We start from the raw sequence: 23,364 nt of genomic DNA, 5'->3' as shown, positions 1-23,364 counted from the left end.
CGCCACGACCCACCCGAGCTCGAACGCCCGGCCGGTCCCCCGGAGGGATTCGTCACAACCCGAACGGACCCCGCCAAAACGCCCCCCACCCCCCGCAGCCGCAACACTGCGGGCATGGGTATACGCATGCTTCACCGCCGGACGCCCGAGGCATCAGCCGGGGTCTGGGTGGGCACCGCCTCGACGCAGGCCGTGCCCGCCGCGCCGGTGCCGGCCCTCGCGGCCGACGCAAGCACCGCCCGCATCCCGGCCGATCTGGCCACGACCGTCCGCAACGTCCCCAAGGACCTCCGGCGCAGGGTCGCCGACCGCGCGGCCCGCACCCCCGACTGGCGCCAGTGGGCCGACCTGGCCCGCGGCTACGCCGCCCTCGTCCTCACCCTGATCCCGAGATCACGCCCCCGGCCCACGCTCACGGTCTTCGTCGCGTCCGTCACCGAGCGACCGGCCGCCCCCGGCCCGCACCGACCACCCCACCGGGATCCCCTGGACCCCCGGGACCGGCGGCCGGACGCCAGACCCTGACCCCGACGGCGTACAGCAGCAGCCCCAGGAGCAGCCCGGCGCCCACTCCGAAGCACAGGGTGGGCACCAGCTCCCACGGCCCCGCGGCCGTACCCCGCCGCTCCCGCCACCGCGCCGTCCGCTGCACCGCCGCGGCCAGCGCGCAGCCGCCGATCACCGCGAGCGCCCGGCACCGGTCCCGCACGGACAGCACCGGCACCCCCGTCGGCACCCCGTCCGGCGCCCGCCGCAGCGCGCGTACCACGAACACGGCGATCACCACGGCACCCGCCGCCGACGAGCCGTACTGAAGCCAGGTGAACAGCGGTACGCCGGCCGGACGGTCCCGCCCGATGGCCGGAACCAGCCGCGTGCCCCACCGGTCGTGATGCGTGAACGCGTCCCCCACCACATGGGTGAGCGCGCCGAGCACCGCGGAGGCGTACCACCGCCCCACCGACGCGCTTCGCACCCGCGCGCGGGGCGCACCGCAGCGCAGCAGGGCGGCCGGCCGGCCCTGCCGCGCCCGTGGCAGCAGCGCGAGCAACGGCTCCCGGACCAGCAGCCACAGCCCCGCCAGGGCCCAGGTGATGAGCACGTCGACCGTGACGACGCCGGCGAACGCGTGCGTGACCGAGCCGAACTCCATCCCGCCCGGCAGGACACCGGCCGCGTAGTAGGGCATGTCGGGCGCGAAGGAACCCGCGACGAGCACCGTCGGCACCAGTGGGCCCCGGCCGCTCCCGTCCCGGCGGATCGCGGGCAGCACGGCCGCCGCATGGCTGAGTGTGAACGGCAACAGGGCCTCCCGGAGCGGTCGGCGGGCGCGGAACGCGGCGCCGGTGATCAGGCCGGCCCAGTATGCGTGACCGCCACCCGGGGCAGGCATGGGCAGCGACAGTTGGCCAAACGGTGAAATCCGGGTGTGAACCGGTGCAGCTTCCAAGCAAGTTGTCGTAGGGTCACCTGCGTCGCCGTGCGGGCGCACGGCCGTACACCCGTCGCACGGAGGGAAGGGCGGAACAGGCGCAACCACAGCACCGGGTCAACCGTCACACCAGAGCGAGGCAGACAGAAGGAGACGGACGCGCGGGCGTCCATGGGAGGGGTTCACTCAATGGCGGCGCATTTCGGCAGGCGGCTGCGCAAGGGAGCGGCGACCACCGCCGTGGCCGCGGCGGCGGTCGCGGCTCTGTCCGCGTCCCAGGCACCGGGAGTGACCAACGAGGACGACGGCAGACCGGCGGCGGCCGGCGCCAGCGCCCCCGCCACGGACGGGGCCGCCGACGGCAACGCCACCGCCAACGCGACCGGCAACTCGCCGTACTACACGGACCTGCCGCCCCTGAAGAGCCCCAACCCCAGCCCCTCGCCGAGTGCCGGCCCCCCCGTCTTCCACGGGGCAGCCGAGGCCGGCATCCCGGCGACGGTCCTCGACGCCTACAAGAAGGCCGAGGCGGAACTGCGCTCCTCCAAGCCCGGCTGCAACCTGCCCTGGCAACTGCTCGCCGCCATCGGCAAGGTGGAGTCGGGGCACGCCCGCGGCGGCCAGGTCGACGCCGACGGCACCACCGTGGGCCGCATCCTGGGCCCGCAGCTCGACGGCAACGGCTTCGCGCTCATCCCGGACACCGACGGCGGCGCGTACGACGGCAACAGCACCTACGACCAGGCCGTCGGCCCCATGCAGTTCATCCCGTCGACCTGGGCCTGGGCGGGCCGTGACGGCAACGGGGACGGCAAGAAGGACCCGAACAACGTCTACGACGCCGCCCTCGCCGCAGGCCACTACCTGTGCCGCAACGACTGGGACATGTCCACCGAGGGCGGCCTGCACAGCGCGATCCTCAGCTACAACAACTCGCAGGACTACCTCAACGTGGTCCTGAACTGGCTGGAGTACTACCGCAAGGGCAGCCACTCCGTCCCCGACGGCACCGGCGGCGTCCCCGAGCACCGCAGCGACGACGACTCCGGCGGTACACACTCCCCGAAGCCCTCGGACCCGCCGGCCAAGCCGGACCCGAAGCCCCACAAGCCCGGCGGCGACGGCGGAAGCGACCACGGCGGGAGCGAGAGCCCCGACCCCGCGCCGCCGACCCCGCCCGCGCCGCCGACCCCGCCCGCTCCACCGACGCCACCGGCACCGCCAACCGACCCGCAGACGCCCACCGACCTGGTGGACCACCTGGTGGGCGTGGGCACCGGAAAGCTCAGCGCCATGGCCGGTGACGCCTTCGCCGAGCCGGTCAGCGTCCGCGCCGAGACCAAGGTCGGCAAGTCCGTCGCCAAGATCAGGATCCGGTTCACCATCACCGGTGACACCGACGCCACCTTCGCCGGCGGCGAGACCGTGGCCACGGTCGCCACCGACGCCAAGGGCATCGCGCTCGCCCCGGCGCTCCAGGCCGGCGAGAAGACCGGCGACTTCAAGGTCACCGCCGCCGTCGTGGGCCGCACGGTCAAGGGCGTCGATTTCGCGGCGACCGTCACCGCGCGCGCCGCCGACACACTGGTCCGCACCGGCGACACCCCGCTGAGCTGCACGCCGGGCGGCGAGTTCGCCGACCAGGTCCAGGTGAAGGCGACGTACAAGGGCGCCGTCGCGGACAAGGTCGCGGCCACCGCCACACTGGTCAAGTCGGCGGACGACGCCACGGAGAACGACAAGGGCCCCTACTTCAAGGACGCCGACGGCAAGGCCGTCCGCACCCTCACCGGCCTTCAGACGGACGACAAGGGCCTGCTCACGCTGCCGAAGCTGTACGCCGACGGCACCACCGGCACGTTCCTGCTCCGCATCACCACCACGGGCGGCGCCACGCTCACGGTGGAACTGAAGGTCGTCGCCGCCGACTCCCCGGCGAGCCCGGACCCGAGCGAGTCCGCCTCCTGACGCACAACGGCGCACAGGGCGCCCGACCCGCTCCGGCGGGCGGGCGCCCTTCTTCGTGCGTGCACCGCTGTTCTCATCTCGTCCGCCCGTTGCTACGGTGCCGGACCTGACGCCCCATCAGGATCCGGTGGGGACCCGTCAGGACACCGACAGTCCGCCGGGAGGCCCCGCATGCGCGCCCTGATCGCCGCCGCGACCGGTCTCGCCCTCGCGCTCGCCCTGGTCCTCACGGTCAGCGCGCTGGGCTCACCGTCGGGCCGGACGTCCCCCGAGCCGCTGCTGACGACGGTGCCCGCGCACCCGTAGCCGCGCCCGTCCGGAAGGGAGGCCGCAATGCGCCGCAAGGCAAGCCTGGTCCTGCTCGCCTGCGCCGTGTTCTGCGCGGCGCTGGCCCCCCTGGTGCGGTGGTACGCCTTCCCCCGCCTGGCCCGGATCCCCGCGAACCAGTACCAGGACATGGTCCTGGAGGCCCGGAACGCCACCCTCCTCGACTACGGCACCCTGCGCGCGAAGAAGGTCCCCAAGGTCACCATCGTGCAGACCCTCAAGGGCGATGTGGAGGCCGCGAAGAAGATCGGGAGGACGGCGGGACGGCCCGTCGTCGTCTGGGACAGCCTCTCCTACGTCCAGGGCCCCGACGGCACCATGGTCTCCAAGGTGCCCGAACGGTACATCTTCGACGCCCACAGCCAGGACCCCGTGCACGCCACCGGCGAGATGGTCGACGGCGACCCGGTGAAACGCGAGGGCATCGAGTTCAAGTGGCCCTTCCTGACCCAGAAACGGGACTACGAGTACTTCGACGCGCAGACCCGCACCACCAACCCCATCCACTACCGGGACACCCGGACCTTCCGCGGCCTGACGGTCTACTACTTCGAGCAGACCGTCCCCTGGACCAAGGTCCCCATGCCGAAGACCATGCCCGTCCGGGGCATCACCCCGGAATCGGTCGCCCGGACCGGCACCACCCGCTGGTACACCACGGTCCGCAGGTTCTGGGTCGAACCCGTCACCGGCGCACCCGTCTACGGCGAGGAGATCCACCAGGAGGAACTGCGCGGCGGCACCCTGCTCGGCGGTCGCGCCAAGGTCACCGCGTTCGCCGGGCACGTGAAGATGCGCGAGGACTACATCGACCACACGGTCGCCCTCGTCCGCCACAACCGCACCCTCGTCCTGGCCCTCACCTCGTACGTCCCCTGGGGCTCCCTCGGCCTCGGCCTGTCCTTCCTCGCCCTCTCCCTCTGGCTGGAGGCCCGCGCCCGCCGCCCGCAGGACCCCGCCGGCCCGCGGACGCAGGAGCCCGAACCGGTCAGCGCCTGAGCCGCGCGTTGGTGTGCCGGGTGGGCTCGGCGGTCGCCGGGTCCTCCGGCCACGGGTGCTTGGGGTACCGGCCGCGCAGCTCAGCCCGGACGGCCCGGTAACCGTCCGCCCAGAAGGAGGCGAGGTCGGCGGTGACCGCGGCGGGCCGGCCGGCGGGCGAGAGCAGGTGCACGAGCAGCGGCACACCCGCGACGGCCGGTGTCTCCCGCAGCCCGAACATCTCCTGGAGCTTGACGGCGAGGACCGGCCGCCCGGGATCCCGGTAGTCGATGCGGACCCTGGACCCGCTCGGTACGGCGATCCGCTCGGGCGCGAGTTCGTCCAGCCGGGCGGCCTCCCCGCCCGCCCAGGGCAGCAGCCGCGCGAGCGCCTGTCCGGCATCGATCCGCGCGAGATCGGCCCGCCGCCGGGCCCGGCTCAGCTCGGGTTCCAGCCATTCGTCCACGCGCGCGTGGAGCGCCGCGTCGGACACGTCCGGCCACGGCTCACCCAGGTGCGCCCGCAGGAACGCCAGCCGCTGCCGCAGTACTTCCGCCTCCGGCGACCAGCGGAGCAGCCCGAGCCCGTCGTGCCGGAGCCCGTCGAGGAGGGCGCCGCGTACGAGAGCCGGATCGGCGTCCTTCAGGGGCCGTACGGCCAGCTCGATCGCCCCCAGCCGTTCGGCATGCCGGGCCACGACGTCCCCGTCGGCCCAGTGCACCTCGTCCCCTTCCGCCAGGAGCGCGCCGGCGGCGGCCCGCGCCACGTCCTCGTCCACGGCCGCCCCGAGCAGCACGCGCGCGTGGCCCGTACCGGAGGGCCGGTCGGCGACGGCCACGACGATCCAGGGAGCACCGCGCAGCGCCGACCCCTCGGCCGGTTCCGCGCGCGTCCCGGAGGCCATGAGGTACGACCCGCCGTCGAGCTTGGCGACACGCTCGGGAAAGGCCAGGGCGGTGACCAGCCCGGCGAGCTTGTCGTCGCCGGTGCCCGGTCCGGCCTGGACGGCGCCTCCGTGCCGACCGTGAAGGGCGGGCGGGTGCGCGAACTCCTCCGAGACGCCCCGCAGCCGCCGTACCTCCGCGGCCCACCGCGCGGCGTAGGCGTCACCCCCACGCCGGACACGGCGCAACGCACCGGCGAGATCATCCCCGTAGTCCCGGGGCACCTCCTCGGAAAGCAGGGCGACAACCTCCGCCCCGTGACCGGCGGTGTCGAGCAACGCCCGCCCCAGCCGGGGGTGCACCCCCAGCCGAGCCATCCGCACGCCGACCTCCGTGGCCCGCCCGGCGGAGTCCACCGCCCCCACGGCCGCCAGCACCTCCCGTGCCGCCGCCATCGCCCCGCCCGGCGGCGGATCCAGCAACGCCAGCCCAGAGGCGTCCGGATCGCCCCAGCAGGCCGCCTGAAGGGCGAACGCGGTCAGGTCGGCCACCTTGATCTCCGGCGCCGGGAAGGCCGGCAGACGGCCGTCCTCGGCCTCCGCCCAGCACCGGTACACCGCACCCGGCGCCTCACGCCCGGCCCGCCCCGCCCGCTGCCGCCCGGCCGCCCGCGACGCCCGTACGGTCGTCAGCCCGCTCAGCCCGCGCGCGTGATCCACCCGGGGCTCCCGCGCCAGCCCGGAGTCCACCACCACCCGCACCCCCGGCACGGTCAGCGACGACTCGGCCACGGACGTCGCCAGCACCACCCGGCGCCGCCCCCCGGGCACCAGCACCGCGTCCTGCACGGCGGCCGGCGCCCGGCCGTGCACCTGGAGCACGTCCACGTCACCCAGATCCCCCAGCAGGCCCGCCACCCGCGCGATCTCGCCCACGCCCGGCAGGAAACACAGCACGTCCCCGGCCCGCTCGGCCAGGGCCCGCCGTACCACCGACGCCACATGGGCCAGCAGCGCCGGATCCACCCGCATCCCGTGCGGCGGCCGGACCGGACGCGCCGGGGGAGCCCACACGACCTCCACCGGATGCGCCGCGCCCGCCGCCTCGACCACCGGCGCTCCGCCGAGCAGCCGCGCCCACCCCTCGGCGTCCGTGGTCGCCGACGCGGCCACCAGCCGCAGTTCCGGCCGCAGCGCCTGCCGCACGTCCCACAGGAACGCGGCCACCGTGTCCGCGTCCAGATGCCGCTCGTGGCACTCGTCGAGGACGACGACGTCCACCCCGGTCAGCTCCTGGTCACGCTGGAGCCGCTGGAGCAGGACACCGGTCGTCACGACCTCCACGCGCGTGTGCCGCCCCACGGTCCGCTCGCCGCGCACCGTGAAGCCGACGCTGCCGCCCGGTTTCTCGCCCAGCAGCCACGCCATGCGCCGGGCCGCCGCCCGCGCCGCGATCCGCCGCGGCTCGGCCACCACGACCCGCCGCGCGGGACCGCCCCCGACCAGCCCCGCCAGCACCAGCGGCACCAGCGTCGTCTTGCCGGTGCCGGGCGGCGCCACGAGGACGGCGGTGCCGCGGGCGTCCAGGGCCTCGGCCAGGGCAGGAAGGGCGCCACGCACGGGAAGGGCGTCCAGGGCGTCGTAACGGATCACGCCCCTAGTGTCGTACGGGGCCCGAAACGGTCGACACGCGCGCGTGCGACAGCCGGTCCCGGGCGGCGCTCGGGCCGCCCGGGACGATCAGTCCCGCTCGCACACGAAGATCGCCGTGCCCGGGATCAGGTTCCCGCGCAGCGGCGACCAGCCGCCCCACTCCGAGGTGTTCCAGGCCGGCCACTCCGGCTCCACCAGGTCCACCAGCCGGAACCCGGAGGCCGCGATGTCCCGCACCCGGTCGCCGAGCGTCCGGTGGTGCTCCACGTAGACCGCGCGGCCCCGCTCGTCCTGCTCCACGTACGGCGTGCGGTCGAAATAGGACGAGGACACCGACAGACCCTCCGGGCCCGGCTCGTCCGGGAACGCCCAGCGGATCGGATGCGTCACCGAGAACACGAACCGCCCGCCCGGCCGCAGCACCCGGTGCACCTCGCGCAGCACCAGCCGCGGATCGGCCACGAACGGCAGCGCCCCGTACGCGGAGCACGCCAGGTCGAAGGAGCCGTCCGCGAAGGGCAGCGCGCCGGCGTCGGCGCAGACCAGCGGAAACGATCCGCCGATCCGCAGCGCGTGCTGCAACTGGCGGTGCGAGAGGTCCAGGGCCACCGGACGCGCGCCCTGGGCGGCCAGCCAGCGCGCGCACTGCGCCGCGCCCGCGCCGATCTCCAGGACCGCCTTGCCCTTCAGCTCCTCCGACGGGCCGAGCAGCTCGGCCTCGACCTCGTCCAGGCCCTCCGGGCCCCACACGAAGCGGTCGTCGCCGAGGAACGTGCCGTGCTCGATCTGGTACTCGTCGGCGTTGCGGTCCCACCAGCCCCGGTTGGCCCGGGCGCTCTCGGTGACGTCCGCGTCACGCCGTGTGGCTTCCGGCTCGAACCCGTCGGACCCCTCTGGCTCGTGCACTTCCGGCTCTTGGATGATCGGCTCCCTCGTCGTACTCTTCCGTCCAGTCCGCCGGGGGTCCGTGCGGAAGGGGTCCCCAGGCCCGTACTGGCCTGTTGGGACGTTTCTTCTGCCGGAAATGCGGCGATCTGCCCCGGGTGTGCGCCTTCGCGCATTGACCATGTCCGGCTGCCCCCGTATGCTACAAGTTGCGCTGCGGGCCTGCGCACCTCAGACGTAGCAGGCTGCGCTCGCATCTGTTGTATGTCCCCTCGGTTGTCGAGGCGCCACCGGGCACCCGGTGTTCAATGTGGCGCTTCCTTGGCTGTCCGGCTTCTTCAGAGCGAAACGGGCTCCCGGCGTAAGCAGTACCTACGACTTCAATGTCCGTACCGGAGCCCTTTCCCACATGACGAGCAGCACCGAGACCACCGCCACCACCCCGCAGGTAGCGGTCAACGACATCGGTAACGAGGAAGCCTTCCTCGCAGCGATCGACGAGACGATCAAGTACTTCAACGACGGCGACATCGTCGACGGCGTCATCGTGAAGGTCGACCGGGACGAGGTCCTGCTCGACATCGGTTACAAGACCGAAGGTGTCATCCCGAGCCGCGAGCTCTCGATCAAGCACGACGTCGACCCGAACGAGGTCGTCGCCGTCGGCGACGAGATCGAGGCCCTGGTCCTCCAGAAGGAGGACAAGGAAGGCCGCCTGATCCTCTCGAAGAAGCGCGCCCAGTACGAGCGTGCCTGGGGCACCATCGAGAAGATCAAGGAAGAGGACGGCATCGTCACCGGTACCGTCATCGAGGTCGTCAAGGGTGGTCTCATCCTCGACATCGGCCTCCGTGGCTTCCTGCCGGCCTCCCTGGTCGAGATGCGCCGTGTCCGCGACCTCCAGCCGTACGTCGGCAAGGAGCTCGAGGCCAAGATCATCGAGCTGGACAAGAACCGCAACAACGTGGTCCTGTCCCGCCGTGCCTGGCTGGAGCAGACCCAGTCCGAGGTCCGCCAGACGTTCCTCACGACCCTCCAGAAGGGTCAGGTCCGCTCCGGTGTGGTCTCCTCGATCGTCAACTTCGGTGCCTTCGTGGACCTGGGTGGCGTCGACGGTCTGGTCCACGTCTCCGAGCTGTCCTGGAAGCACATCGACCACCCGTCCGAGGTCGTCGAGGTCGGCCAGGAGGTCACCGTCGAGGTCCTCGACGTCGACATGGACCGCGAGCGCGTCTCCCTGTCGCTGAAGGCGACCCAGGAAGACCCGTGGCAGCAGTTCGCCCGCACCCACCAGATCGGCCAGGTCGTGCCCGGCAAGGTCACGAAGCTGGTGCCGTTCGGTGCGTTCGTCCGCGTGGACGAGGGCATCGAGGGTCTGGTCCACATCTCCGAGCTGGCCGAGCGCCACGTGGAGATCCCGGAGCAGGTCGTCCAGGTCAACGACGAGATCTTCGTCAAGGTCATCGACATCGACCTGGAGCGTCGTCGGATCAGCCTCTCGCTGAAGCAGGCCAACGAGTCCTTCGGTGCCGACCCGACGGCGGTCGAGTTCGACCCGACCCTGTACGGCATGGCCGCGTCCTACGACGACCAGGGCAACTACATCTACCCCGAGGGCTTCGACCCGGAGACCAACGACTGGCTGCCGGGCTACGAGAAGCAGCGCGAGGAGTGGGAGCGCCAGTACGCCGAGGCGCAGTCCCGCTTCGAGCAGCACCAGCAGCAGGTCATCAAGTCCCGCGAGGCCGACGCCGCTGCCGCGGCCGAGGGTGGCGAGGCTGCGGCTCCGGCCGCGACCGGTGGTTCGTACTCCTCCGAGGGCGCGGACACCTCCGGCGCGCTGGCCTCGGACGAGGCGCTGGCCGCGCTGCGCGAGAAGCTGGCCGGTGGGCAGAGCTGAACGCTAGCCGCTGGGCTTAGCCGATAGTCGGCTGAGGGGCCGTACCTTTCGAGGTGCGGCCCCTCAGGCGTTCACGGGGTCACCGCGATGTTGGTCAGGCCCTTGCCGCCCGTCACCGTGTTGCTGCTGTGGACCGTCGTGGTGCAGCCGGCGCCGAAGTTGGTGACGTTGACCGCCAGCCGGGTGGTCCCGGTGGCGGTCGTCAAGTTTGACTTGTTGCCCTTGAAGATCGTGCCGCAGCCCCAGCCGGGCTGCTGGGAGTGGGTCTGGTAGCCGTCGTTGCTGGTCGCGGTGCCGGTGTTGTCCTGGACGAGGACGTCGTTGCCCTTCACGTCGACCCAGGAGTCGTCGTAGTTGGCGCCGGTCAGGCCGCCGCCGTCGAAGGTGTTGCCGATGATCCGGGCGCCGGTCGTGCCCTCCTTGATGTCGACGTTCTCGCCGCCCACGCCGGGACCGATCGTGTTGCCCAGGATCTGGATGCGGTCGCTCTTGTCGGACAGCGTGTTCGCGGTCCCGACGTAGACGCCCTCGCCCATGCCGCGGCCGTCGTTCCCGGTGTCGTAGATCCTGGAGTTCCTGATCACGCCGTCCGTGCTGGAGGTGCGGAAGTGCACGCCCTCCATGTCCAGGCCGTGGACCGTGACGCCGTCGACCACGACCCCCCTGGCCGCGTCGATCATGATGCCCTTCTGGCCGCCGGTCACGGTCACGCCCTGGACCGTCCAGTAGGAGGCGCCGTTCAGATGCAGGCCGTAGCCGCCGCCGGCGGTGAGCACGGCCCCGGGGGAGCCGGTGAGGGTGATGCGGGCGGACGCCGTGGCCGGTGTCGTCGCCTTGAAGTTCCCCGTGTACGTGCCGTCCGCCAGGTGGATCGTGTCGCCGGGCCCGGCGGCGCCGAGCGCGCTCTTCAGCTGGGCCGCGGTCGTCACCTCGATCGTGGTGACGGCCGAGGCCGGGCCGGCGGCGGTCAGGAGCAGTCCGCCGGCGGTGAGGGCTGCGGCGAACAGGCAGGGGAGCGGCGTGCGTATGCGCATGGGGTGCCTTCCTGTCGTGCCGTTCCTCATACGTGAACGACGACCGGGATGCTGAACTCGGCTGCCGTGAAGGTAGGGACCAGGTGACGGGTCGTCAAGGTGTCCCGCAAGAGATCGCTGATCAGCGGCGTGTCGCGGGAATTCCGCTGTTCCGGGGCGCGTTGTCCATGGGGAACACGAGGAGGAGCGGTCACAGTGCTTGATCCGCAGGGTTTGTACGCATGGGAGCCGAAGGGCCTCGCCGTGGTGGACATGGCGCTCGCCCAGGAGTCGGCCGGCCTTGTCATGCTCTACCACTTCGACGGATACATCGACGCGGGCGAGACCGGCGACCAGATCGTCGACCGGCTGCTCGACTCACTGCCCCACCAGGTCGTGGCCCGGTTCGACCACGACCGGCTCGTGGACTACCGCGCCCGCCGGCCTCTGCTGACCTTCAAGCGGGACCGCTGGACCGACTACGAGACCCCGGCCATCGAGGTGCGCCTCGTCCAGGACGCCACCGGCGCCCCGTTCCTGCTGCTGTCCGGCCCCGAGCCCGACGTGGAGTGGGAGCGGTTCGCGGCGGCCGTGCAGCAGATAGTGGAGCGGCTCGGCGTCCGCCTGTCCGTGAACTTCCACGGCATCCCCATGGGCGTCCCGCACACCCGCCCCGTGGGCCTGACCCCGCACGGCAACCGCACCGACCTCGTCCCCGGCCACCGCAGCCCCTTCGAGGAGGCGCAGGTGCCCGGCAGCGCCGAGTCGCTGCTCGAACACCGCCTCATGGAGGCCGGGCACGACGTCCTGGGCGTCGCCGCGCACGTCCCGCACTACATCGCCCGTTCGCCGTACCCCGACGCCGCTCTGACCGTCCTGGAGGCCATCACGGCCGCCACCGGCCTGGTCCTGCCCGGCGTCGCGCACGCGCTGCGCACCGACGCGCACCGCACGCAGACCGAGATCGACCGGCAGATCCAGGAGGGCGACGAGGAACTGACCGCGCTCGTCCAGGGCCTTGAGCACCAGTACGACGCCGCGGCGGGTGCCGAGACCAGGGGCAACATGCTCGCCGAGCCCGTGGAGATCCCGTCGGCCGACGAGATCGGGCGCGAGTTCGAGCGCTTCCTGGCGGAGCGCGAGGGCGACAACTGACCTCCGCCGGTTCCGCCGGCACGGACAGGGCCTAAGCTTCCGCTCATGCTGACAGTGGGCCTGACCGGCGGGATCGGCGCCGGCAAGAGCGAGGTGTCGCGGCTGCTCGTGCGGCACGGGGCCGTGCTGATCGACGCGGACCGCATCGCGCGCGAGGTCGTGGCGCCCGGCACGCCCGGTCTGGCGGCCGTGGTCGACGCCTTCGGAGCGGGCGTCCTCGCCGCCGACGGCGGCCTCGACCGGCCCCGGCTCGGTTCGATCGTCTTCGCCGACCCCGAGAAGCTCGCCCTCCTCAACTCGATCGTGCACCCCTTGGTGGGCGCCCGTTCCCGCGAGCTGGAGAGAGCCGCGGCCGAGGACGCCGTGGTGGTCCACGACGTGCCCCTGCTCACCGAGAACGGCCTCGCCCCGCTCTACGACGTGGTGATCGTCGTGGACGCGAGCCCCGCGACCCAGCTCGACCGGCTGGTACGGCTGCGCGGGATGACCGAGGAGGACGCACGCGCGCGCATGGCCGCGCAGGCGACCCGTGAGCAGCGCCGGGAGATCGCGGACATCGTGATCGACAACGACGTACCCCTGGACGCGCTGACGAAGCGCGTCGCCGAGGTCTGGGACGACCTCGCACGCCGGGCACGGCAGGCCGGCGCGGCCCCGAAGGACGCGGGCGGCGCGGACAGTACGGGATAGAAGGTGTGGAACGGCCGGTACGGCATGCCGGTACGGAATAGCGGTCCGGCTCGGGGCGTTGAAGGGCGGGAGTGAGGGAAGGACTCTGCCGTGCCCGAGACCAGCGGTTCCACCGGACGTACTCCGGAAACGCATGTCATCGATTTCCGTGCCGCCGAGCAACTGCTCAACGCGCGGGACCCGCGGGGCGCGGTGAAGCTGCTCGACGGAGTCATCGCCGCGCACCCCGAGAACACCGCCGCCCGGCTGCTGCGCGCCCGCGCCTTCTTCGCCGCGGCGCAACTGCGTCCCGCCGAGCTTGAGTTCACCATCGTGCTGGAGCGCGAGCCGGACAACGCGTACGCGCACTTCGCACTGGCCCGCACCTACGAGCGCCAGGGCCGCCCCGACCAGGCCAAGCGCCACTTCCGGCTGGCAGCGGCGCTGGACCCCAACCCGCAGTACCTGAAGGCGGCACGCTTCGAGGAGTGACGGCGCGACGGCGGGCGACCGGGCGGGCGGTCGCGGTGGCTGCCGGCCATCCCCTTCACTGCCCCGGCACCGAGCGGGGGGACTGGTGTCGAGCGGTCACGGGAGGCCGTGGCCGGTGTCGGCCGGTTACGGGTGGTGGTGTCTCGATGGCCCTCGCAACGGGTGGCGGTGCCTCCGTGGCTCCGGATACGGCGGTCCGTCCGACGGCCGGTACGGCGGTACGTCCCGGCCCGGCTGGTAGTGCGGGCCCTGCCGGATGTGCCGAAGGATCACGGTCATGTCGACGACGATCAGCAGCCACAGCACCCCGCAGGCCGCCGCCCAGCCCGGGCGGCCGACCAGCGCGAACGCCGCCGTGCCGAAGACCGCCCAGCACAGTCCCCACAGGCTCAGCCAGAACCGCGCCCGCAGGGCACTGCGCGCGGTCGCCGGTTCACTGCCCGTACGCATCGGATCACCACTCCTGTCTGCAACGTACTCTTCGACGACGACGTGCATCAACACTCGCGACGAGGCGGCGGGACCCCTTGATGAGGGGATGTGACGAGGCCGTCCGCCGAATGCCGAAGGGGGACCGCCCGTGCTGCCGGACGCCGACGACCTGCCCGCACTGCTCCTCGACCTGGCCGTGCCGCACGAGGACGTCAACGAACTCGTCGCCCAGTGGCGCGGGCTGACCGGTGATCCCGGCGCGCTCCGGCTCCTGGCGGAATGCGTCGAGGAGATCTTCCGCGAGCCGGAGGACACGGGCCGTACGCCCGCGCTGCCCGATCTGCTCGCCTCGGCTCCGGCCGATCTGAGGGACACCTTCGCCGTGCACGTCCTCCTCGCCGCGCTCCCGCGTACCCAGGCGCACCACCGGGCCCGCGGCGTCCCGGCCGAGGTCTCCCGGCGCACCCTGGCCGACCTGGGCCGTCACCTCGCCGTGCACCGCAGACGGCACGGCAGGGCCGGGGTGCAGTCGTGGCGCTGGCTGGTCCGGCACTTCCGCGGCGAGCTGTACCAGCTCGGGCGGCTCCAGTTCGAGCGCGCACGGCTCGGGGACCGCGACGCGTGGGTGACGACGGCGCCGGCCGGACTGGACGCGGCGCCCGGAACGCCCTGCCTGAACCTGCACATCCCCGACTTCCACGGCCCGCTGTCCCCATCCGCCTGCGACCGCTCCCTGGTGCTGGCCCGGGAGTTCTTCGCCCGGTGCTTTCCCGAGGAGCGGCCGGTGGCGGTGCTGTGCCACTCCTGGCTGCTGGACCCGCAGTTGCTGCGGTACCTGCCCGCCGGCTCCAACATCCTGCGCTTCCAGGAGCGGTTCCGCATCGCCCGCGAGGAGAGCGAGCCGGCCGACACCGAACCCGTCCAGTTCGTCTTCGGGGACCCGGACCTGCCTGTGGCCATGCTGCCCCGCCGGACGTCCGTGGAGCGGGCGGTCGGGGACCATCTGCGGGCCGGTGGCCACTGGTACATCGGGCACGGATGGTTCCCGTTCCGGGCTGAATAGCTCGAACGAGTGAACTGGGGGAGGGTGGGAACGGGTGTGCGGGGGCGGGCCGTTGTCCGGGCATGAGGATCGAGATGCGTGAGGGCTACGAGGGCACGGGACCGGGTGCGATCACCCCGGACGGCTGCGCGGTCGAGTTGTACGCGCGACTGCCGGTGGGCGAGGAGCCGGACGTCATCGCCGCGGCGGTGCCGGCCGGGGCGCACATCCTGGAACTCGGCAGCGGGGTGGGCCGGGTGACCCATCCGCTGCTGGAGCGCGGCTTCACGGTGACGGCGGTGGACGAGTCGGCCGACATGCTGGCCCGGGTCCGCGGAGCGCGCACGATACGCAGCTCCATCGAGGACCTCGACCTGGGCGAGACGTTCGACGTGGTGATGCTCGCGTCGTTCCTGGTGCACGCCGGTGACGAGGAGGTGCGCAGGGGCATCCTGAGGACCTGCGCCCGGCATGTGGCGGACGGCGGCTGTGTGCTGATCCAGCGCGAGGGCGCGGACTATCACACCGACGTGCCCAGGGAGCGGGTCGACCCGAGTGGCTTCACCGTGCGGATCGCCTCGGTGGAGCCGGCCGGGGAGGGGGTGGACTCGGTCCGCGCGGAGTATGTCTTCCCGGACGCGGTCTGGACGCAGACGTTCCTCTCCAGACCCCTGACGAAGGAGCAGTTCGAGTCGGCGCTGGCGGAGGCGGGACTGGAGGTGGACACGTATCTGACTCCGGACGGGATGTGGGTCCGGGCGGTGCCCTCGGCGTAGTCACCCCGGCTCCCGCGACCGGTTCGTTCATCCTGGGGGCGGGAGGGCGAGCGTTCTCGGCCGGTGAGGTGTCGGCCGATGAGTTCCGGACCGCCGGGCGGTCTGCCTCGGTGACAGTAATCGGGACCGCTTCACCAGGAGACCGTCATGTCCGAGACCACCGTCCCCGTCAGCTCCACGACGACGCCCGCCGCGGTCTCCGCCGGCGCGCTCACCGGCCGGGCGCGCGGAGCCCGGGTCGCCCTGCGCGTGGTGCAGGTGCTGCTCGCGCTGTTCTACGCCATCGCGAGCGCCCTGCCCAAGCTCATGGCGCACCCCACGGCCGTCGAGTCCTTCGACAGAATCGGCTGGGGCAGCGGGGCCATGTACATCATCGGCGCGCTCGAACTCGCCGGGGCGATAGCGCTGTTGGTCCCGGTGCTGCAATCCGTGGCGGCGATCGCCCTCAGTGCGCTCATGGTGGGGGCGTTCATCGTCCAGGTCACCGCATTCGACGGCCAGAACGCGGCGACCCCGCTGATCCTGATCGCCCCCCTCGCCCTGATCGCCTGGACCCGCCGAGCGCACAACGGGAAGCTGCTGCGGCTGCTGGGCCGACGGTGACAGTGGTGCGGTCGGCCGGGTGAGGGGCTCCGGTTGACGCGGCAGCTGACGGCCTGGCGCGGGCCCGGTCTCGGCAGCTCAGCGTCCGTGCGGTCGCCCTCCCGCGCTGCCGGAGCCTCCCGAGCCGCCGGAGCCTCCCGAGCTGCCGCGTCCATCGGAGCCACCGCGTCCGCCGGAAGAACCGGAGCCGCCGCGTCCGCCGCGTCCGCCGGACCCGCCACGGCTGCCCGGCCCGCCACGGCCGCCGGGCCCGCCGGATGCGCCGGACCCGCCCAGTTCGGTCAAGCCGGGGAAGCCCGCGGGGATGCTCGGGCCGGCGACACCGCGGAGGCGTTCCAGCTCGCGGCGGTCCCGCTTGGTGGGGCGGCCGGTGCCGCGGTCGCGGAGACCGGCGGGGGCGATGGCCTCGCGGGGCGGAGGCGGAGGGGAGTTGTCGATGTAGCACTGGGCGGCCACGGGAGCGCCCACCCGCTTGCGGATCAGGCGCTTGACGATCACGATCCGTTCGCGGCCCTCGTGTCGCATCCGCACCTCGTCGCCGACGCGCACGGAGTAGGCGGGCTTCACCCGCTCGCCGTTCACCTGCACATGCCCGCCCCGGCAGGCGGCGGCGCCGAGGGAGCGGGTCTTGATCAGGCGGACGGCCCAGATCCAGCTGTCGATGCGGACGGTCTCGCCGTCGGCGGGCCCGGCGGCCTCGGCGGCGGCCACCGCGGCGGCGATCTTGGGATCGAGTGATCGGTCGGCGGCGGGGGCGGTCGCGCCCGGCTCGCCGGTTCCCTCGGCGGTCCCACGGTCCACGTTCTCGTCCGCGTCATCGGTAGCCATGCACCGACCTTAACGCCCCGGGCCCACGGACCCGGAAGCGTTTTCGCGGTGGCCGCGGTAGGCCCTCGCCGCTCCCGTGTCCCGGCTCGCCAGCGGAGCCGGACCTGGACGGCTGGTGCCTCGGCGCCGGTGGCGGTGGCGCACCGGGCGCCGGCCGTGTCGCGGGTCCCGCCCCGCCCGGCCTCTCCACAGCGGACCGTCCGCACGGCATACCGTGGCCGTATGGACGACAGCAGTGCCCTCGCCCGGCTCGACCGGCGCGTCGCGGACTGCCGGGCATGCCCCCGGCTGGTCGAATGGCGTGAGGAGGTGGCCCGTACGAAGCGGGCCGCGTTCGCCGACTGGACGTACTGGGGGCGGCCGGTGCCCGGGTTCGGGCCGGCCGACGCGCGGTTGGCGATCATCGGGTTGGCCCCGGCCGCGCACGGCGGGAACCGCACCGGCCGGATGTTCACCGGGGACCGTTCGGGAGACGTGCTGTACCAGGCGCTGTACGACGTGGGGCTCGCCTCGCAGCCCACATCCGTCAGCGCCGACGACGGGCTTGAGCTGTACGGCGTGCGGATCACGGCGCCCGTGCACTGCGCGCCGCCCGCCAACAAGCCGACGCCGGGTGAGCGCGACACCTGCCGGCCCTGGCTGGTCCAGGAGCTCAGGCTGCTCCGGCCGACCCTGCGGGCCGTGGTCGTGCTCGGCGCTTTCGGCTGGCAGGCCGCGCTGCCCGCGTTCGCGGAGGCGGGCTGGACCGTGCCCCGCCCTCGCCCGGCCTTCGCCCACGGCACCCGGGTCGCGCTCGACGGCCTGGACCTCTTCGGCTGCTTCCACGTCAGCCAGCGCAACACCTTCACCGGCCGGCTCACCGCCGACATGCTCCGCGAGGTACTGCGCACGGCGGCGGAGGCGGCCGGACTGCCGTAGCGCTCGCGGGCGCGGGGCTGGCTCAGCCGGCGTCGGTCCCGGGGGCGTCCGCCGGGTCCGGTCCGAACAGGTGCCGCACCGTCGAGCGGTAGTTGGCGCGGACGTGGCCGAGGGCGTGGGCGCGGGCGCGGTCGGGGTCGCCGGAGGCGATGGCGTCGTACAACTCGCGGTGCTCGGTGAGGAGTTGGGGCCACTCCTCGTTCCGCCGGGTGAGCCAGCGCAGGCGGCCGTCGACCGGTTCCATGACGGAGATCAGCAGGCTGTTGCCGGCCATGGCGAGGACGCGGTCGTGGAAGCGCGTGTTGATGTCCGTGATCGCCTCGGCGTCGTCCTCCTTCGTCGCCCGGGCCGCCTGGTCGAGCAGGTCCCGCAGCTCCGCCAGGGCCTCGGGGGTCGCCCGGGACGCCGCCAGCCCGGCCGCGTAGACCTCCAGGGCCTCGCGCAGTTCGAAGAGTTCGCGGACGTCGGCGGGGGTGAGCCGGCGTACGACCGTGCGGCGGGCCGACTCGAAGAGGACGAACCCCTCGGCGACCAGGGCGCGGATCGCTTCCCGCACCGGTACCCGCGAGACGCCGAACCGCTCGGCGAGTTCCCGCTCGACGAGCCGGTCACCGGGGCCGAGGCGCCCGGCGATGATGTCCTCCCGCAGGCTCGCCAGGACGCGTTCGCGCACCGCGCCCAGGGGTTCGGTCTTCGCCCTTCCGGGGCTCGTCGTGGGGGTCATGGGCCCATCTTCGCCGAAGCCGGGGGACTTTTACGGGGCCGTAACGGCGACGACATCGGTCCGAACGCTTGACGGCGGGACCATGACGGCAGTTTGGTATACCAAACGCGCTCGTCCGGCACTCGAGGAGAGCCGCCGTCCTCCGTCCCCTCGCCCATGGAGGTCCCGTGTCCCTGGCCGACCGCGCCGCAGCCACCGGCGCCCCCGCGTTCGTCCCCGATCCCCGCCTCGTCAACGAGGACCTCGCTCCCGCGGAGCAGCGGAACTGGAAGGTCTTCGACCTGTTCGCCATGTGGATGTCCGACGTCCACAACCTCGGCAACTACACCTTCGCCGCCGGCCTGCTGGTCCTCGGCATGAACGTCTGGCAGGTCTTCACCGCGCTCCTCGTCGGCTTCGTGCTGATCTACGCCGGCATGAACCGCATGGGACGGATCGGCCAGCGGCACGGCGTGCCGTTTCCGGTCGTCAGCCGCATCAGCTTCGGCGTCTGGGGCGCCAACATCCCGGCGCTGATCAGGGCCGTGATCGCCATCATGTGGTACGGCATCCAGACCTATCTGGCCTCCGTCGCCGTCAATGTGATGCTGCTGGCGGCCTGGCCGGGCCTGGAGTCGCTCACGCACCCCTCCTTCCTCGGCCTGGACGCGCTCGGCTGGATCTCCTTCGTCTCGCTCTGGCTCCTCCAGGCGCTGATCATCAGCCGGGGCATGGAGTCGGTGCGGAAGTTCCAGGACTTCTGCGGTCCGGCGATCTGGCTGGTGATGATCGCGCTGGCGCTGTGGGTCCTGGCCAAGGCCCACTGGAGCATCTCGCTGACCTCCACCCCGCACCCGGTCCCGGTCGGCGAGCAGTGGCGCCAGTGGTTCGGCGCGATCGGGCTCATCCTCGCCACCTACGGCACGCTGATGCTCAACTTCTGCGACTTCTCCCGCTTCGCGCCCGACGACCGGACCGTCCGGCGCGGCAACTTCTGGGGACTGCCCATCAACTCCACCGCGTTCGTGGTCGTCTCGGTCATCGTCACGGCGGGCTCGCTGGAGGCGTTCGGGCAGGCCATCACCGACCCGGCGGAGCTGGTCGCCAAGGTGGGCAACACCTGGGTGCTCGTCTTCGGCGCCCTGACCTTCGCCATCGCCACCATGGGCGTCAACATCGTCGCCAACTTCGTCTCACCGGCGTACGACCTCGCCAACGTCTGGCCGCAGAAGATCACCTTCAAGGTCGGCGGCATGATCAGCACGGTGGCGGCCCTGGTGGTCACCCCCTGGAACCTCTTCTCCAACCCGACCGTCGTCAACTACTTCCTAGGTGGACTCGGTGCCTTCCTGGGCCCGCTGTTCGGCGTGATCATGGTCGACTACTACTGGGTCAAGCGCGGCCGGATCGACGTCGACGCGCTGTTCGACGCCCGGCCCGGCACCGCGTACCACTACCGCAGGGGGGTCAACCCCAAGGCGCTGTGGGCGTTCCTGCCGGCCACCGCGGTCGCCGCCGTCCTCGCGCTCGTGCACGGCTTCAGTGACGTCTCCCCCTACTCCTGGTTCATCGGCACGGCCCTCGCCGCGGGTGTGTATGCGGCGCTGTGCCGACGGGAACGCGCGACGGCGGGGCAGGAGGGCTGACGGACGTGCGGATCATCGTCACCAACTGCAACACCACGGGGCAGATGACGGAGGAGATCGTCCGAGGTGCCCGTGCCGCGGCGGGTCCGGGCACCACCGTGGCCGGGCTGACGCCCACCTGGGGCCCCGAGTCCGCCGAGGGCTGGCTGGACAGCTATCTGTCCGCCGCGGCCGTCCTCGACGCGCTGCGGACGTACGACGGCCCCGCCTACGACGCGGTCGTGCTGGCCGGGTTCGGGGAGCACGGGCGGGAAGGCGTGAGGGAGTTGGTGGACGTACCGGTCGTGGACATCACCGAGGCCGCGGCCCACCTCGCCTGTCTCCTCGGGCGTCGCTACGGCGTCGTCACCACCCTCGACCGGTCCTGCGGCCTGATCGAGGACAGCCTGGAGACGGCGGGCGTGGCGCGCAACTGCGCCGCCGTCGTCGGCACCGGCCTCGGTGTGCTCGACCTCGCGCAGGACCAGGCCCGCACGGAGTCGGCGTTCCTGGCCGCCGCCGAACGCGCCCGGGAAGCCGGCGCCGAGGTCCTGGTCCTGGGCTGCGCCGGGATGACGGGGCTGCACCGGGCGGTGGGGGAGAAGCTGGGGATGCCGGTGGTCGACGGCGTCGGGGCGGCCGTCAGACTCGCGGAGTCGCTGGTGGGGCTGGGACTGACGACGAGCCGGGCGGGCGGTTACGCACGGCCACTGCCCAAGGGGAGGGTGTGGGGGCGACCGGCGGGGTGAGCCGGCACCCACGACTCCCGGCGCGGGCGGCCCCGGTACCGGACGTGACTGTCGCGGGCGTCAGAGGTACGGGACGTGGCTGTCGCGGGCGTCAGAGGTACGGGAGGTGACTGTCGCGGGCGTCAGAGGTACGGGAGGTGACTGTCGCGGGCGTCAGAGGTACGGGACGTGACCGTCACGCACGCCGGACGTACCCGACGTGACCGTCACGCACGCCGGACGTACCGGACGCGACCGTCACGCACGCCGGACGTACCCGACGTGACCGTCACGCACGCCGGACGTACCGGACGCGACCGTCACGCACGCCGGACGTACCCGACGTGACCGTCACGCACGCCGGACGTACCGGACGCGACCGTCACGCACGCCAGACGTACCCGACGTGACCGTCACGCACGAGATGCGTACCCGATGCGACCGTCACGGACGCCAGACGTACCGGACGTCCGGCTCCCGCTCCTCGTTCCCGCTGCCGTCCGTGTACTCGGCGGCGACGAACCCGTGCCGCTCGTAGAAGCGGTGGGCGGGCTTGTTGACCTGGAAGGTCCACAGGCTGAGGCCCTGGGGACCGCGTTCCTTGGCCAGTGCCATGAACCGGTCCCCGATGCCCCGCCCCCGCCACCGCGGGTCCAGGTACAGCTGGGACAGCGACTCCCCGTCCAGGACCATCAGGCCGACCACCCCGGCCCCGGCCGCCTCGGCCACCCAGGTCTCCCGGAGCGGCACCACGACGTCCCGGATGTAGTCCCGGACCTCGTCGTCGGTGTGCGGCCGGACGACCGTCGGCAGCGCGGCGTCGAAGGAGCGCAGATAGACGTCGGCGGCGGCGCGGGCGTCCGCCGCGACCGCGCGACGGAGGACGACCGTTTCCGTCATCCGCCGTCTCCCGCCCGCTCCGGCACCACGGCGGTGGCCGTGATCTCCACCAGCTGACCGGTGTAGCCGAGGCAGGCGACACCGAGCAGGGTGGAGGAGTGTGGGCCCGTGCTCAGCCCCGAGGACTCCACCACCTCCCACACCTCGGACAGCACCGAGGGCTCACCGCTCACGACGTACACGTCCGTCGCCAGCACGTGCGCCAAGTCGCTGCCGACGGCACGGAGTTGTTCCCGCAGGTTGGCGATGACCTGCTCGGCCTGCCGTACGGGGTCGCCGGGGCCGACGATCTCTCCCCGCTCGTCGAGGGGCACGGCCCCGGCGAGGAACGCGAGCTTCGTACCGGCCTCGACGACGGAGGCGTGGGAGTAGGCGGGCGGAGGGAAGAGGGCGGGGGCGGTGACGCGCCGGATCACGGTGAGCGGCTCCTCGAACGACGACGGTCGGCGGGCAACTTTCCGATGATCGGGCCTTCTCGGGCCTGCCCGCATCCGAATTACGCGCGCGTCCAGGCCCCTGGCAGGTGCTCGCCGGAATTCCAGGAGCGGACTTCGGTGCGGCTGCGCCAGGCTGAGGACATGCCGCAGTCCTCCGACGCCGACTTCCTCGCCACCACCGCCGACCGCCTGGCCGCCCTGCCCACCGTGCGGGCGGTGGCCCTCGGCGGTTCCCGCGCCGAGGGCACCCACCGCCCGGACAGCGACTGGGACCTGGCCGTCTACTACCGAGGCCCCTTCGACCCCGGTGACCTGCGCGCCCTCGGCTGGCCGGGCAAGGTCTCCGACATCGGCGGCTGGGGCGGCGGTGTCTTCAACGGCGGAGCCTGGCTGACCATCGACGGACGCCGGGTCGACGTGCACTACCGGGACCTGGACGTCGTCGCACACGAACTGGCCGAGGCGGAGGAGGGCCGCTTCCGGGTGGAGCCGCTGCTGTTCCACCTGGCCGGGATCCCCACCTACCTGGTCGTCGCCGAACTGGCGCTCAACCAGGTCCTGCGCGGCGACCTCCCGCGCCCGGCCGGCTACCCACCCGCACTGAGCCGCACCGCCTTCGACCGCTGGTCCGGCACCGCCCGCGCCACCCTCTCCTACGCCAAGGCCCACCACGCCCCCCACGCCCGCCTCACCGAAACCGCCGGCGCCCTGGCGACAGCCGCCACCCAGGCCGCCCACGCCGTCCTCGCGGCCCGCGGCGCATGGGTGACCAACGACAAGCGCCTCCTGGAGCGGGCGGGGCTGCGGGGGATCGACGCGGTCGTGGGCGCGCTGCGGGCCGAGCCCGGCGCCCTGGCCGATGCCGTGACCGCGGCCGAGGACATCATCGCCGAGGCGTTGCGTTCATAAAGAAACCGCGCACCCGGCACCTTTCACCTGCCTGAAACGTGAGCGCACCGTTCACGCGGGGAACGCGATCTACTGTGGAGGTACCTCCACCGGCCACCGTCGTCCGAA

Annotated in this window: 24 protein-coding genes; 15 read left to right on the top strand and 9 right to left on the bottom strand. The window is 72.7% G+C overall.

Annotated features, from left to right (window positions below; translation table 11 throughout):
- The first annotated feature begins 114 nt into the window (after positions 1-114).
- A complete protein-coding gene (locus tag IE294_RS08080) occupies positions 115-525 on the top strand; it encodes a hypothetical protein (protein WP_189883801.1) in 411 nt (136 codons plus the stop codon).
- On the opposite strand, the gene IE294_RS08075 is transcribed toward IE294_RS08080, so the two are convergent.
- Positions 434-1,303, bottom strand: a complete 870-nt coding sequence (locus IE294_RS08075; protein WP_189884098.1) for a DUF4184 family protein — start codon at positions 1,301-1,303, stop codon at positions 434-436. The genes IE294_RS08080 and IE294_RS08075 overlap by 92 nt on opposite strands.
- A 318-nt stretch (positions 1,304-1,621) precedes the next feature.
- Between IE294_RS08075 and IE294_RS08070 the strand changes: the two genes are divergently transcribed.
- The 3 genes from IE294_RS08070 to pgfA all read left to right on the top strand — a co-directional run bounded on the left by IE294_RS08070 (position 1,622) and on the right by pgfA (position 4,726).
- On the top strand, positions 1,622-3,400 hold the full coding sequence (locus tag IE294_RS08070) for a lytic transglycosylase domain-containing protein (RefSeq protein WP_189883799.1): 1,779 nt from the start codon (positions 1,622-1,624) through the stop codon (positions 3,398-3,400).
- A 171-nt stretch (positions 3,401-3,571) separates the two neighbouring features.
- A complete protein-coding gene (locus IE294_RS08065) occupies positions 3,572-3,706 on the top strand; it encodes an SPW_0924 family protein (RefSeq protein ID WP_189815561.1) in 135 nt (44 codons plus the stop codon).
- 27 nt (positions 3,707-3,733) lie between these two features.
- On the top strand, positions 3,734-4,726 hold the full coding sequence (pgfA, locus tag IE294_RS08060) for a cell envelope lipid trafficking protein PgfA (RefSeq protein WP_189883797.1): 993 nt from the start codon (positions 3,734-3,736) through the stop codon (positions 4,724-4,726).
- On the opposite strand, the gene hrpB is transcribed toward pgfA, so the two are convergent.
- Positions 4,716-7,241, bottom strand: coding sequence for an ATP-dependent helicase HrpB (gene hrpB, locus IE294_RS08055; RefSeq protein WP_189883795.1), 2,526 nt, complete (start codon positions 7,239-7,241; stop codon positions 4,716-4,718). The genes pgfA and hrpB overlap by 11 nt on opposite strands.
- Before the next feature lie 87 nt (positions 7,242-7,328).
- Positions 7,329-8,147, bottom strand: a complete 819-nt coding sequence (locus IE294_RS08050) for a class I SAM-dependent methyltransferase (protein ID WP_229917055.1) — start codon at positions 8,145-8,147, stop codon at positions 7,329-7,331.
- Positions 8,148-8,535: 388 nt separating this feature from the next.
- On the opposite strand from IE294_RS08050, the gene rpsA reads away from it, so the two are divergent.
- The gene (rpsA, locus tag IE294_RS08045; RefSeq protein ID WP_014672073.1) at positions 8,536-10,026 is read left to right on the top strand and encodes a 30S ribosomal protein S1; all 1,491 of its coding nucleotides are present in this window, start codon (positions 8,536-8,538) and stop codon (positions 10,024-10,026) included.
- A gap of 71 nt (positions 10,027-10,097) precedes the next feature.
- On the opposite strand, the gene IE294_RS08040 is transcribed toward rpsA, so the two are convergent.
- The gene (locus IE294_RS08040; protein WP_189883793.1) at positions 10,098-11,060 is read right to left on the bottom strand and encodes a right-handed parallel beta-helix repeat-containing protein; all 963 of its coding nucleotides are present in this window, start codon (positions 11,058-11,060) and stop codon (positions 10,098-10,100) included.
- Positions 11,061-11,255: 195 nt separating this feature from the next.
- On the opposite strand from IE294_RS08040, the gene IE294_RS08035 reads away from it, so the two are divergent.
- The 3 genes from IE294_RS08035 (at position 11,256) to IE294_RS08025 (ending at position 13,355) form a co-directional block, all read left to right on the top strand.
- A complete protein-coding gene (locus IE294_RS08035; protein WP_189883791.1) occupies positions 11,256-12,194 on the top strand; it encodes a PAC2 family protein in 939 nt (312 codons plus the stop codon).
- A 45-nt stretch (positions 12,195-12,239) separates the two neighbouring features.
- The gene (gene coaE, locus IE294_RS08030; RefSeq protein ID WP_189883789.1) at positions 12,240-12,884 is read left to right on the top strand and encodes a dephospho-CoA kinase; all 645 of its coding nucleotides are present in this window, start codon (positions 12,240-12,242) and stop codon (positions 12,882-12,884) included.
- 90 nt (positions 12,885-12,974) lie between these two features.
- The gene (locus IE294_RS08025; protein WP_014672069.1) at positions 12,975-13,355 is read left to right on the top strand and encodes a tetratricopeptide repeat protein; all 381 of its coding nucleotides are present in this window, start codon (positions 12,975-12,977) and stop codon (positions 13,353-13,355) included.
- A 126-nt stretch (positions 13,356-13,481) separates the two neighbouring features.
- Here IE294_RS08025 and IE294_RS08020 read toward each other — a convergent pair whose 3' ends face one another.
- Positions 13,482-13,805, bottom strand: a complete 324-nt coding sequence (locus tag IE294_RS08020) for a DUF6343 family protein (RefSeq protein ID WP_189883787.1) — start codon at positions 13,803-13,805, stop codon at positions 13,482-13,484.
- Between the two features lie 130 nt (positions 13,806-13,935).
- On the opposite strand from IE294_RS08020, the gene IE294_RS08015 reads away from it, so the two are divergent.
- The 3 genes from IE294_RS08015 (at position 13,936) to IE294_RS08005 (ending at position 16,208) form a co-directional block, all read left to right on the top strand.
- A complete protein-coding gene (locus IE294_RS08015; protein WP_189883785.1) occupies positions 13,936-14,850 on the top strand; it encodes an acyltransferase domain-containing protein in 915 nt (304 codons plus the stop codon).
- 74 nt (positions 14,851-14,924) lie between these two features.
- Positions 14,925-15,605 carry a class I SAM-dependent methyltransferase gene (locus IE294_RS08010; RefSeq protein ID WP_189884094.1) on the top strand — a complete coding sequence of 227 codons (681 nt, stop codon included), beginning with the start codon at positions 14,925-14,927 and terminating at the stop codon, positions 15,603-15,605.
- Between the two features lie 147 nt (positions 15,606-15,752).
- Positions 15,753-16,208: a DoxX family protein gene (locus IE294_RS08005; RefSeq protein WP_189883783.1), complete on the top strand. Its 456-nt coding sequence runs from the start codon at positions 15,753-15,755 to the stop codon at positions 16,206-16,208.
- A 78-nt stretch (positions 16,209-16,286) separates the two neighbouring features.
- On the opposite strand, the gene IE294_RS08000 is transcribed toward IE294_RS08005, so the two are convergent.
- Positions 16,287-17,036: an RNA-binding S4 domain-containing protein gene (locus tag IE294_RS08000; protein ID WP_189883782.1), complete on the bottom strand. Its 750-nt coding sequence runs from the start codon at positions 17,034-17,036 to the stop codon at positions 16,287-16,289.
- 222 nt (positions 17,037-17,258) lie between these two features.
- Between IE294_RS08000 and IE294_RS07995 the strand changes: the two genes are divergently transcribed.
- The gene (locus IE294_RS07995) at positions 17,259-17,954 is read left to right on the top strand and encodes a uracil-DNA glycosylase (RefSeq protein WP_189815550.1); all 696 of its coding nucleotides are present in this window, start codon (positions 17,259-17,261) and stop codon (positions 17,952-17,954) included.
- Between the two features lie 22 nt (positions 17,955-17,976).
- Here the strand turns inward: IE294_RS07995 and IE294_RS07990 are convergent, their stop codons facing one another.
- Complete coding sequence (locus tag IE294_RS07990; RefSeq protein ID WP_189815549.1) at positions 17,977-18,678, bottom strand: GntR family transcriptional regulator; 702 nt, start codon at positions 18,676-18,678, stop codon at positions 17,977-17,979.
- 167 nt (positions 18,679-18,845) lie between these two features.
- Here IE294_RS07990 and IE294_RS07985 point away from each other — a divergent pair, with 167 nt between their 5' ends.
- Both IE294_RS07985 and IE294_RS07980 read left to right on the top strand, forming a co-directional pair.
- Complete coding sequence (locus tag IE294_RS07985) at positions 18,846-20,303, top strand: NCS1 family nucleobase:cation symporter-1 (protein ID WP_189883780.1); 1,458 nt, start codon at positions 18,846-18,848, stop codon at positions 20,301-20,303.
- A 5-nt stretch (positions 20,304-20,308) separates the two neighbouring features.
- Complete coding sequence (locus IE294_RS07980; RefSeq protein ID WP_189883778.1) at positions 20,309-21,031, top strand: aspartate/glutamate racemase family protein; 723 nt, start codon at positions 20,309-20,311, stop codon at positions 21,029-21,031.
- A 423-nt stretch (positions 21,032-21,454) separates the two neighbouring features.
- Here IE294_RS07980 and IE294_RS07975 read toward each other — a convergent pair whose 3' ends face one another.
- The gene (locus IE294_RS07975; protein ID WP_189883777.1) at positions 21,455-21,910 is read right to left on the bottom strand and encodes a GNAT family N-acetyltransferase; all 456 of its coding nucleotides are present in this window, start codon (positions 21,908-21,910) and stop codon (positions 21,455-21,457) included.
- Complete coding sequence (locus IE294_RS07970) at positions 21,907-22,326, bottom strand: RidA family protein (RefSeq protein WP_189883775.1); 420 nt, start codon at positions 22,324-22,326, stop codon at positions 21,907-21,909. The genes IE294_RS07975 and IE294_RS07970 overlap by 4 nt, the downstream gene beginning before the upstream one ends.
- 162 nt (positions 22,327-22,488) lie before the next feature.
- Between IE294_RS07970 and IE294_RS07965 the strand changes: the two genes are divergently transcribed.
- Positions 22,489-23,256 carry a nucleotidyltransferase domain-containing protein gene (locus tag IE294_RS07965; protein WP_189883773.1) on the top strand — a complete coding sequence of 256 codons (768 nt, stop codon included), beginning with the start codon at positions 22,489-22,491 and terminating at the stop codon, positions 23,254-23,256.
- Positions 23,257-23,364 lie beyond the last annotated feature (108 nt).

This window comes from Streptomyces canarius (assembly GCF_014650735.1).
GTDB lineage: Bacteria > Actinomycetota > Actinomycetes > Streptomycetales > Streptomycetaceae > Streptomyces > Streptomyces olivaceoviridis.
The sequence above is the reverse complement of the archived record's forward strand: the minus strand, read 5'-3'. Positions and strand labels throughout refer to the sequence as shown.